This is a genomic window from Celeribacter sp. (assembly GCF_048261515.1).
Lineage (GTDB): Bacteria > Pseudomonadota > Alphaproteobacteria > Rhodobacterales > Rhodobacteraceae > Celeribacter.
In genome coordinates, this window is sequence record NZ_JBLXFZ010000004.1 from 298,324 (window position 1) to 309,793 (window position 11,470).

Here is an 11,470-nt window from a genome sequence, read left to right on the forward strand (position 1 = left end):
TGCGTCTCAGCCTTTCGCTTCTTTCAGTAACTCAAGCGCCGTGTTGAACTCCTCGACGTTCACGCGCAGAACCATCGGCTCGCCATCGGCGGTCGGCTTGTAACCAAAAAGGATGGCCGCATTTTCACCAAAGAGCTTCAACTCATCTTCCGAGAGCGGTGCCGCCGCCTCGCACACGCCATTCAGGCAGGTTTGCCAAACCATGTCGCGTTGTTCGAGATCGTCCTTACCCTCGAAACGATAGACTGCGCCGCCAGGCAGGTAGACGCCCATCGGCACCTGCGCGATTAGCACCGCACCATCCTCGGCAGGAATCGCGATGAAACGTGCGAGAAGCTGGTTGGAATTCGCAACCCGCTGTTCCTGAACGAGGCGGCACACTGTATTCTTCACGGTCACAGCCTGACAGGACACGACCCAATCGCCAAAGGCGGTATTGTTGGCGATATCGTCCAGCGCGTCACTTTGGACCGCGGCCGCGTTCTCCGCCGCATCGGTCTCGTCATCATTCGTAGCCGTCTGGGCAAAAGCAGCGGGCGCGAGGCAGCCCAGTACGAAAGCGGCCACCGCCGCTCCCTTCGTGATCCGCGCTCCCAGCCCTGCCATCTCGTTCATCTTGGTCATTCGTTCCTGTCTCCTCAGAATTTGTAGTCCAACCCGATATAGACCGTCGGTTTACCCACATCGGTAAATCCAAGTGTCTCTTTCAGCGGCACACCCACACTCGTCAGCAGGGCGACCCTCTTATTCAAATCTGTCACCGCGCCGACCCCGACTGACGCCAGCACGTCCTGATCGGAATCGAAGCCGCCGGATGCGCGATAAGGCACGACCACGGCCGCATCCACGAAGGCGAAAGGCCGCACGTTCAGACGCCCGTTCATCCACGAAAAAGGCTCGCGCTTGGATATCTGCAGGTTCAGCACCACGCCTGAGTCGCCGCCGCGCACCTCGCTGGGATAGCCGCGCACGCTTCCCACGCCGCCCGCCGTGATCAAGCGCGACACAGGAAGGTTCTGCCCTGGCGCAAACTGGAAGTTCGCGGTCGCGTCGAATTGCAGCGCCTCGCCCAGCGGCGTGCTGAAGCCCGCATCCCCGTAGAGCAACTGATAGGAACCCTCGGTCTCTGAGGTTCCCTCGGCATCCGCGCGCCCGATCCGAACACCAAGCCCGAAGCTCGCCCGCGCCTTCGGCCACTGCCGGTAGTACCGACCGATCGCATAGACCTCGCCCAGAGAAATATCTGAGAACGAAAGCGGGCCTGCCTTGGACTTGTCGCGCCCGCCCTCGAAACCGCCCTCGAAAGTAAAATAGCGATCAGGCTGAATTCTGAACGGACGGCGGTAATTGAGGGTGAAATCGGTGGAGTCCGAAGTAATCTGGACTGGGGTGAACTCGCCCCCGATGATCGAACTGTTCGAGTGGCTGATCGCTGCGGTCACGACCCCGCCTTTCGGCCCGATCGGGCGCGAGTATCCAAGCGAATAGGCCGATGCCCCTTTCGACATCTGCGCTTGGAAAGAGAGCGCATCACGTACGCCGGTCACGCTCGACCAACGCGCGAAGAGCGACGCCCGCTCTCGGCCTGTCTCGGGACGTCCGTAATTGTCCGCCGAAAGGGTCACAGCAAAGCGCTTGGGTGACTCGCCGTAGATCGTCGCGATCGTCGTCCCCGGTGCCGTTCCCGGCGAGAATTTCAGCGATGGCTGGATATCGTAAGACAGATCAAAAACGCGCAACTCGCTGGCGATCGCATCAAAATCCGGCTTCTCGTTAACTGGCAGAGTAAGGCGGTCGCGCAGGAAGCTCGGTTTTGTGCGCGGGAAGCCTTCGATCTGCACCGACTCGACCTTCGCCTCGACCAGCGCGACATGCAGGACACCATTGCGGATCTCCTGCGGCGGCAGCACGGGCTCGGCCGTCGGCACACCCTCAACGATGTAAAGCCGCTTGATGTCCTTGATCATCTTCATCAGGTCGTCAAAGCTGATCGGGCGGCGGGTATATTGGTCGGCCACCTCTTGCAGCTGCTCGGGATTGAGATAGCTCGATGGATCGAAAACGATCTGCGACAACGTAAAGGTCTGCACGGAGACAGCACCAGCACCAGCCGTATTCTCAGCCTGCGCTTCGGCACGGGCGGGCGTCAGGGGCGCCGCGAGTGCCGCCCCAACCAAGAGCATTATCAGCAGCAGGGACTTCACTTTTGCACCTCCTCATCCTGGGCCTGCGCCAGGGCACTGGTCAGCCCCATCAACGAAACGTCGAAATGGATCGGCGGGGCGTTAGGAGCGGGTCGATAGGTTAGCTGTGCGGCACGCGCAACTTTCCACGCTGCAAGCTCGGCATCTGGAAGATCGAGGCGTGCTTCGCAGGCACCGGGAACACAGCGGATCAACAGCAACCGTTGCTCGGAACGGCCCGAAAGCTTCGCGAAGACGCCCGAGCCGATATGGATCTGCTGCGGCAAGAGAACCTGCAACCGCGCGCTGCCATCATGCTCGGGTTGCATCCGAAGGGTTGCGAGCCAAGTCCGGTCTGCCGCCAGCGTTGTCGTAGCGGCGACGCAGGGTTCCGCATCTTGCGGACAGGTCACACTCCAGTCGCGGAACGTCCAGCTTTGCGGCGCGGTCTCGGCCATCGCAACGCTTCCGCTGAAACAGAGAAGGAGAAACAGTGGAAGTCTTGAATTGGAGAAGGCCTGTTTAGGAAATGCACAAGCAATCTTGAAGCGCCCTCGCCCAAGGAAAATTAATGGCTTTGATCTAAGTATTAAATCCATGCTTTACCCGTTTGAAATCAGTGACGCCTGACCGAAATCAGCGCCTATCTGAGCCAAAGGGTCAAAACGTCTGGACCGGATTTACGGCATATCCACGGTGATGACCTGCACCGTGCGTCTTCAGACAATTAATCGTTAGTGAATCGTGTGCTGGGGTGTCAACAAAAATTGTACATCAGAAGTCGCAGGGAATTGATTTAGCAACCTAAAGTTGCTTCGAGAGGTCAAAAAACTAGCAAGGAGGCCGAACAAGTATCAGCATGCCAGATCATCAACCCTTGCACCAAACGGATGTAATACTCGATGTAGCCAGAGGATATGACGGCCTTCCATCGCCAGCTCGTTATGCTGACGACCCTATCGGCAGAGAAGGGGCTACGTCGCAACCACCCGGAAGCGCCGTTTGCATCCGGAAAGGTTTCTCCTCTCGCGCCTGATAGACAAGATTTCGAAGCAAGCATTGGGTTGATAATGGCTTCGGCGACCATGCAGAAGATGCCGAGAACGGCTTGGCATCAACTGCTTTGTGCTCTCCATAAACTCATCCAAAGAAGTCTTGGGCCCGTTCGCTTACGCTCTATCCATCAAGCTCCAGATACCCTTCAAGATCAGCCTGCATTTTCGGGTCCAGCGCTTCGGGATGCATGAGGCGGCTATAGAACAAAGTAAAATAGACGACTTTTATTGCGGTCACGATGCGAGCAAGCACGGCCTGTAGGATGAAGCCCAGAAATACAAACAGGAAAACGGGCAACCAGTTGAAGATAGTGTCGGGCCCAATGAAGCCAATTTCGGGAATGTCGGGGGACAAGTCTCGCAAGGCACCTGCGGAGAAGGCCTCTGGCAAGCCCGCGCCGAAGTATAGCCCGCATACGATTGCAGCCAGCATGCCAAAAACATAGAGGGGCGCCATCAGAGTTCCGATCACACCGCCCATGATGTCGACGCCAAAAACGCCGACGAGTGTTTCGGGCACATGCTCTTTCAGCCGCTTCAGGCGTCCAGCTCCTTCACGCAGTCCCAATTTGTCGATGGCCACTGCAGGCAACATGAAGTGGTTTACCAGATCCCAGACCTCGCCGATTCCACCCAGCAAGAGCGACATGAGCCCGCCTTCCTTGTTCTTGCGACTCGCAACCCAGGTTGCAGCCATATCAAGCATTGCAAGGCTGCGAACTTGGGAGCCAAGCCCAGCAAGTTCGCGGCGGGCATCACTATGGCTCGGAGTGCCCCCGATCGCGGTGTCATAGGTCAGGCGACTTAATGTCAGCTCGGCGCGATTGTAGAAGAAGTATTTATAGAAAAACATGAGCACGCCGCCAAACAGGAACCAGCCGCCCCCGCCACTGCCATTAACCATCAAGAAGAGCCCGACAAAGAACACCACGACCATTGCGGTCGCATACACCCACATTGCTATGAGTGGGGCCAACAGCGCGCGGTTACGTCCGACCACGGTGAAGGTGTGACGTACGAGATACCCCAATTGGGCGAGCCGCGCTTTTTTATCTGGCTTTGAAAATTCCATTTTCTGGTCTCCCTGTCGATAGTGTGTCGTGCGGATCAGACCGACGCGCCGTTGCTCAACGGTCCGAATACGCTTTCGTCGGCGGCGGTTTGGGCCGCGTTCTCTTGCATCGCCAAGGTGCGTGCATCGGCATCTTCGCCTGCAACTTGGCTTTCCCTTTGGGCGATGAACTTTGCTGTTTCGTTGTCAATGACCCGAGCGAAATCGCTTAGGCTTTGGCAACTTTTACTCGACGCTTTTGAAATCGAGCATCCTACGAGGCGGGTCGAGCGTGCCTTCACTCCGTTTGCGCGGCTCTACATGGATCAAGCCACGTGCCAACATCCGCGCGGTAACGGCCTTGGCAGAGCCGCGGGCCAACGATCACCGCCGATACGGAAGGAAGGCACGCGGCAATTACTGCACACGCATCGTTCCGCAGCCTCATTGCGGGAAGCTCCATCCCTCGTGCTCGATACGGAATATCCGAATGGGCGCACCTGACTGGTCAGGGTCGGCCCTGAGGAAAAACGCCGCACGATTGGGCTGACCGAAATTGGTGAAGTCCACGTTGATTGTGATCATCCCCTGCAACATCGGCAGGTCAGGATCAGGCGCGATACGGGTGATCTCGCCCTGAAAATCCTGCGCGTTGTAGAGGACATCACCTCCGTGCCCTGCCAACTCAGGAACAACACCAGCAAAGAAGTATTGCGGGGCCAACCTTGGGCCGAAGGGGTTTTCCGCCGCGCTGCTCTGCGCCTCGAAGGAGGCATAAAGATCGCTCACCAATCGAGCCGCATCGTCGATCATTGCATCGCCAGTGCTATGGACCACGTCAGACCCGACATCGTCGGCCTCAACATGTCCCCAATCCGGCTCAAGAAACCGTTGCGCGACCCAGCCGGACTTGATGTAGTCCTCCGTCTGCATGAGACACCAACTCTGCGACAAGTTCTCTCGCTGCGCCTCTGTCAGACGATTATAGATTGAAGGAATCATCAGTGGCACACAGGTGATCTGCTTCAATGCGCGGGCATTGTGCGGAAGGCTGTCGATCACCAGATAGTCGGTTCCGGGCCCCATCCGCATATTCAGAACATCATCCGCCGCAACTCCCGTCACCCGCCACGCGTCAGGCCCGTGACCGTCGATTTCGGCCTGAGCGCTCGATGCGACAAACGCCATGGCGCAGGAAAGCGTGGCCGCCATAAAGAGCTTCGTCATTACTTAACCTCCACAACAGACCGCCCCAGAAGTGCGCGGTTCGACACATCCAGATAGCGGACTTCATAGAGACCCGGCTCGTCGGGCATTTTCAATTCCATGCTCTGGCCCGCTTCGATTTTCTGCGCCGAAACCCAGCTGAAATCGGGCTGTTCCTTAAGGGCCAATGCGATCCTCTGGTCAGCACCTTCGCCGCCGCCCGTCCATGTCACGGTGATCACTTCACTCGGCGCTGCCGTTTCGGGAGCCGACAGCCCCGCCCCGTCATCAAGCGGCGCATCCGCATCCACGACTTCCAGAGGGGCGCTCGCAAGGGTCTTGTTTCCCTGATCCAGAACATAGCGGATCTCGTAGAGGCCCGTTTCATCAGGCGCCTTCAGGCGGCCTTCGGTCATATCGCGCACGCGCAGATGGGTATGACGCGTTCCCTCGTCGGCACCTGCGGGCACAATAGTCACGTAGTCACTGCCATTGATGGCCGAAGACCACTGGATATCGACCTGCGTTCCCGCCCGAACGATGCCTGGGCCTGAAATGCCCATCTCCGGCTCAATCAACTCAACCGAAGCCATCCCGATAGTGCGGTCGCCCTCATCAAGCACATAGCGCACCTCGTAGAGGCCCGGTGTGGCGGGAGCCGTCAGCTTGCCGGAAAGGTCATCGCGGGCGCGGATGTGGTTGTGCCGCGTGCCTTCGTCGGCACCAGCGGGAACGATGGTGATGAAGTCGGAGCTGTTGATCGTCTTATCCCACGCCACGTCGAACGTGGCCCCCGTTGTCACCTGCGCGGGAGCGGTGACGGTGACACCTGCCTCGACCAGTTCAACCGAAGCCATCCCGATAGTGCGGTCGCCCTCATCAAGCACATAGCGCACCTCGTAGAGACCCGGTGTGGCGGGAGCCGTCAGCTTGCCGGAAAGGTCGTCACGGGCACGGATGTGGTTGTGCCGCGTGCCTTCGTCCGAGCCAGCAGGAACGATGGTGATGAAGTCGGAACTGTCGATCGTCTTGTCCCACGACACGTCGAACACAGCGCCCGTTGTCACCTGCGCGGGAGCGGTGACGGTGACACCTGCCTCAACCAGTTCAACCGAAGCCACCCCGATGGTGCGGTCGCCTTCATCAAGCACATAGCGCACCTCGTAGAGGCCTGGTGTGGCGGGAGCCGTCAGCTTGCCGGAAAGGTCGTCACGAGCGCGGATGTGATTGTGACGTGTGCCTTCGTCGGCACCAGCGGGCACGATGGTGATGAAGTCGGAACTGTCGATCGTTTGGTCCCACGCCACGTCGAACACAGCGCCCGTTGTCACCTGCGCGGGTGCGGTCAGAATGACCTCGGGAATGACAGGTTCGGGTGTCGGCTCTGGCTCGACCACCATCGCGTCCTGAACCTGAGCCAAGGCATTATGAAGCTCGTCCGCATTGCCCGCAGGAACAAACATCCCGCCCGTATTGTCGGCAATGCACGAAAGGCTCGCCTGCGCGGCATCGTCCAGATCGAAGCCGACGACATGGGCGGTGAATTTCACGCCCTGCTTGGCAAGCTGTGCCGATAGGGCACAAGGATCGGCATTACAGGTCTCGACCCCATCGGAGATGAGCACGACGGTCGCGGGATTGTCACGGTAGGCAAGCAAATCGGCGGCATGTTGGATCGAGGCTGAAATCGGCGTCTTCCCAACGGGCATGATCGTGTTGACAGTGTCAATGAAACTGCTGCGGTCCACAGGCGCGGGAGTGATCAAGGTCTCGATATCGGTGCAGTCACCCTGACTACGGTGCCCATAGGCGACAAGGCCCAGATTGGTTTCGGCGTCCCAGCTCTGCACCAGATCGGCAAGCACGTCGCGCGCTATTTCCACCTTGGAGGTGCCGTCAATCTGACCCCACATCGACCCCGAACCATCATAAACAATCACCACGTCGTCCGCAGCTTGCGCCATTGTCGCGCAGGCGATGAAACCCGCAGTTGCCGCCGCTGCCAGTTTTGATGCTACCAATTTCATGGTCCGTTCCTTCATCTTATAAAGAATTAGAGCGCCTCGAAGTGAGTGCTCAGGGCAGTTCCCGTTATTCATTTAATTGTGGCGGCCCGTCACAGGGGCACCGATGGCCTCATAGGCCTCGTCAACGCCTTCGGACATTCCGCGGCGGCCCTCTTGCATACCCGTTGCATAATGCGCTTTTTGCGCAATGTCGGTGTTGGCATCCACGAGCGTGGCTTGCACATCATTAATGCCAACGTCGTCAATCGCGAAGAACTTGAAGCGCAGACGCTGTTCCGCAACAGGGTATGTCCGGCTTGGCGCGCAGATATCCGAAGCTGTCGGATCGTCCACCTCAACACGCGGGGCCTCCGGCGTATGCGCTTTGACAGGGAGCAGCCGCCCATCCTTGTCCAGCAATACGTTGGTCTCGACGGTGGTTGTTGTGTCTTGCGGATAGACGCGACAGGTTTTTACGCCAGTTAACTCGACAGGACAGCCTGGCTCGCCCGGAAGGATTTCCGTTACGCCCTCATCGGATTGACGGGTTTTGGCCACGGTTTCCGCCGCCGAAATGTAGCGGCCCGCTTCCGCCGGCGGAATGCCCAGCTTTGCCGCGACGATGTCGATTGCTTCTCCGCGCAGCGTTGGATCGACCGTCAGCCGATCGTCCATTGGCGTATCACGTGGCGCAAGGTCGTCGTAACAGCCCTTCATGTCAGGCATTGAAACATCGCGCGGGTCCAACGCGACAGGAATATTGAACGCAAATCCGTGTGACTTGCCGGAAACGCTGCCGACCATGATCTTGTGATCAACCACGCGCAGCGTCAGTTCCGCCTCATTGGTCCCTATGTCCTGAGCGACATACAACGTGTCATCCATGATGGATTGCAAAAACAGCATCTGTTTCGAACCCTGCGTCAGAACAAACTGACGTCCGCACTGGCTCACCTTAACCTCATGCAGCCCCTCACTTTTCGGCTTGCCCATAAACTGTCCCAACCACGCGCCACGGTTGGCATTGTAGAGCGCGGCGGCCTTAGCGCCATTTGGCGGGACTTCGCCCGGCAGGGCTGTGACCGTATCCTGACCATTGAAAAATTCATAAGTGCCTTCGCACACGACCGTTGCGCTGGCTGGCAGTGCCAACGTTGAGGCAACAGTGAAGGCAAGCGCAGCTAAACAATGCTTATTCATTACAATTCTCCATCTTCATCTATGCCGACCCCAAGAACGCTCATGCCTCTGACGCCCCTCTTGCCGCTGTCTGGCTTTCTCCCAAAGCGCGCTCTTTGAGCTTTCGGAACTTTCCTGACATCTGCTCCAGTTTGGCGTCCCATTCGGGGTTGGGTTGCTGCCCGTCAGTCACTTTGAAAAAGACCTGCATCATGCAGGCAATCGCGAAAGGCTCCAGCAAAGCTGCCTTGACGCTCCATGCAAAAAGCAGCGCAAACACCACGCCGCCTGCGGCCCATGCGCCAGGCATCAGGTAGACAACCAGTGCCGCAGGCGCGAGCATGACCAAGAAGACCACAAAGCTCAGAGCATAGACAAACAGCGCAAGCCACGCGGCGTTTTTCAGCATCGGCTTGTAGTTTTGCCCGTAGAGCACCAACGCCTCTTTCGCCGACATCCATGTGTTGTCCGACCGTGTGCGAATGGCATGGGCGAGGATCACCTCGTCGATGAACCCCACGGCCACACGCAGGAACGCCGAGAGAATACTGCTCAACTGTTGCACGCCCGGAATAGGCAGGATCGTGAAAATGCCGCGCACGAGCCCTGTGATTGCGCGGATGACCCCAATGATCAAACGATCCAACAGGAAGAGGACACTGGCCTGCGGAAAACGCTCTTTGACCACGGCTGTCGCATGGCTGATCTGGCTGCGGCCTTGAGGCATCGTCTTGCCGTCGATCAACTCCACCAGCACAGCTATATGCCCCGCCTTGACGATGTAAAGAATGTATTCACGCGCCCAATACATGATGGCGCCAAAAATGCCGAACCCCGCGAAGCCGCCCCACATCGTCGTGCTCGCGCGGAAGCCCTCGTCACCAAAGCCACCGATGCCCCAACCGACACCCGCGCCAACGCCCGTGACGAGGATGTATCCTAAGGTAATACCAAAATAGACGGCCATCCGTAGCAGGATGAAGGGAAGAGTCCGTCCCATCATTCCAAGTGCGCCGCCTATGCTGAAGTCCCACATTCCTAAGTTCCCTTTTCTGTCGTGGTTTTCTTTTTACTGCTTGATGCGGGGCTACATCTCACATTCGGCGTTGCCGTATTTCGCAGTGCAGGCGCGGGCGGCGCAGGAGGCGATCTGCGTATCTCGCTGCGCCTTGCGAATGTCGACCCGCTCCAACTCTTTGTAAGGCACCGAAACCGTTTTCATTACGGGTTTACATACGGTCGTTGTGCCCGATGTCTCGCAGACAGTTTCACCGCTCGGCCGCTCCTCGCTACGGTATTTCGTAACGGGCTCGAGGCGATAGACAGGAGGCATTTCCAGCAACCACTCAGCCTCGCAGTGGGTGCGTTCAGTGCGATACTCAGGCGTGCCGCAGGACTGTAAAACCAAGCAGGCAGAAAGGAGGGCTATAACGGGTGCGGGACTGGACATGACGGCAAATACTCATTGGTTCTCGGCCGACCCTAACCAGTGACTTCTTCACCCGCCCCATCCGTTTAGAGGGGGAGTCGAAAAATTCTTTTTTATATGGTTTGAAACTTATGTGACGGCCTGTGGAACTGACACGAATGTCTTGAAAGGGTTTATCGTGCGTAGGCTCATCGACAGCTTCCTGATCGCCGCCAGCCTTCAAGCGAGCACGCTTCCTGCGCTGGCTTTGACGCTGTGTGAAGACAAGCCCGTTTTGCAAATGACAGGTGCGCTGGCGCCTTTGTCTTTCAGCATGGCGCCGCTTCGGGAGTTACCTGCAACCGCGTTGAACGATTACATCGTTGATATTTCCTTTAGCAGCTATGAGGATTTTAATGCCATTGTGGCCAATGACCTGAGCCCCAAGCTTCCTCCACTTCGCGGAGAGTCCTTGGGCTTCAGAGCAAGCATCCACAGAATACCACAATTCCTACCACACAAGGATAGGAACGGGTCTAATCAAAGATAAAACGTATATGCATAAATCAACAAAAACAGCCCCATAGGGGGGCTAAACAACATCCAACACAATCGAATGAAAATGGTAGGTGGCGGAGACGAAGTCCGCCGATAAATTGCATCAAGGAATTTCAAACAGCTTAAAATACAAAGCAATACCAATACGATAGTATAAAATACTGCATAACACAAACTCATCTCATATCATCTAATCTCACGTTTAATGTGGGGCTGGATGTGGGGCTGAAACTCGTTTACTCATTCAGAACGAGGCAAAGGAACATCCCCATGCTTACAGACACACAAGCCCGCAATCTGAAGCCGCACGACAAAGCCGTTGCGGTTGGTGGTGTTGCGGGTCTGACCCTCAAACCTTCCTCACGTGTTGGGACAGGCAAGTACACATTGCGCTTTGTATCCCCGTGCACGGGCAAGCGGCGCGACATGGGGCTGGGAAGCTATCCCGAGACAGGTTTGGCAAAAGCGCGTAAGCTGGCGCTTGAGGCGCGAGAGTTGATTGCATCAGGCTTGGACCCGATAGATCAACGCGACGCGGAGAAGCAACGTGTTGCGGCGCGTCGGGGCACCCCCACATTCGCGGAAGCGGCTAGGCACGTCTTCGAAGATATCGGTCCGGCGTTTCGCAATGAAAAGCACCGCAAGCAATGGATCACGACGCTTACGACCTATGCTTTTCCCATCATCGGACACACGCGAGTTGATCAGTTAACGACAGCGGATTTCGCACGCTGCCTCAAACCCATCTGGCTTGCCAAACCCGAAACCGCAAGCCGCGTCAAACAACGCTGTGATCGGGTGATGACCTGGTGCGTTGCCCACGG

The 11,470-nt window shown here is 57.4% G+C and carries 11 protein-coding genes; 2 read left to right on the plus strand and 9 right to left on the minus strand.

Translation table 11 applies throughout. The features are described from left to right. Positions 1–6: 6 nt before the first annotated feature. From ACN0SC_RS09905 to ACN0SC_RS09945, 9 genes are all read right to left on the minus strand, one after another. Positions 7–624: an invasion associated locus B family protein gene (locus ACN0SC_RS09905; protein WP_417249514.1), complete on the minus strand. Its 618-nt coding sequence runs from the start codon at positions 622–624 to the stop codon at positions 7–9. 14 nt (positions 625–638) lie between these two features. After that, positions 639–2,204, minus strand: coding sequence for a ShlB/FhaC/HecB family hemolysin secretion/activation protein (locus ACN0SC_RS09910; RefSeq protein ID WP_417249515.1), 1,566 nt, complete (start codon positions 2,202–2,204; stop codon positions 639–641). Continuing rightward, positions 2,201–2,641 (minus strand): invasion associated locus B family protein, encoded by a 441-nt coding sequence (locus tag ACN0SC_RS09915; protein ID WP_417249516.1) that lies wholly within the window; start codon positions 2,639–2,641, stop codon positions 2,201–2,203. The genes ACN0SC_RS09910 and ACN0SC_RS09915 overlap by 4 nt, the downstream gene beginning before the upstream one ends. 718 nt (positions 2,642–3,359) lie before the next feature. Next, on the minus strand, positions 3,360–4,310 hold the full coding sequence (locus tag ACN0SC_RS09920) for a hypothetical protein (protein ID WP_417249517.1): 951 nt from the start codon (positions 4,308–4,310) through the stop codon (positions 3,360–3,362). Between the two features lie 423 nt (positions 4,311–4,733). Next, the gene (locus ACN0SC_RS09925) at positions 4,734–5,516 is read right to left on the minus strand and encodes an SH3 domain-containing protein (protein ID WP_417249518.1); all 783 of its coding nucleotides are present in this window, start codon (positions 5,514–5,516) and stop codon (positions 4,734–4,736) included. Then, complete coding sequence (locus ACN0SC_RS09930; protein WP_417249519.1) at positions 5,516–7,522, minus strand: vWA domain-containing protein; 2,007 nt, start codon at positions 7,520–7,522, stop codon at positions 5,516–5,518. The genes ACN0SC_RS09925 and ACN0SC_RS09930 overlap by 1 nt, the downstream gene beginning before the upstream one ends. Before the next feature lie 72 nt (positions 7,523–7,594). After that, a complete protein-coding gene (locus ACN0SC_RS09935; protein ID WP_417249520.1) occupies positions 7,595–8,701 on the minus strand; it encodes a hypothetical protein in 1,107 nt (368 codons plus the stop codon). Positions 8,702–8,741: 40 nt separating this feature from the next. Further along, positions 8,742–9,716 carry a hypothetical protein gene (locus tag ACN0SC_RS09940; protein WP_417249521.1) on the minus strand — a complete coding sequence of 325 codons (975 nt, stop codon included), beginning with the start codon at positions 9,714–9,716 and terminating at the stop codon, positions 8,742–8,744. Between the two features lie 51 nt (positions 9,717–9,767). Next, on the minus strand, positions 9,768–9,902 hold the full coding sequence (locus tag ACN0SC_RS09945; RefSeq protein ID WP_281200934.1) for a hypothetical protein: 135 nt from the start codon (positions 9,900–9,902) through the stop codon (positions 9,768–9,770). 385 nt (positions 9,903–10,287) lie between these two features. Between ACN0SC_RS09945 and ACN0SC_RS09950 the strand changes: the two genes are divergently transcribed. Further along, positions 10,288–10,638: a hypothetical protein gene (locus ACN0SC_RS09950; RefSeq protein ID WP_417249522.1), complete on the plus strand. Its 351-nt coding sequence runs from the start codon at positions 10,288–10,290 to the stop codon at positions 10,636–10,638. 278 nt (positions 10,639–10,916) lie between these two features. Further along, on the plus strand, positions 10,917–11,470 hold a 554-nt coding region (locus ACN0SC_RS09955), incomplete at its 3' end, for a tyrosine-type recombinase/integrase (RefSeq protein WP_417249523.1).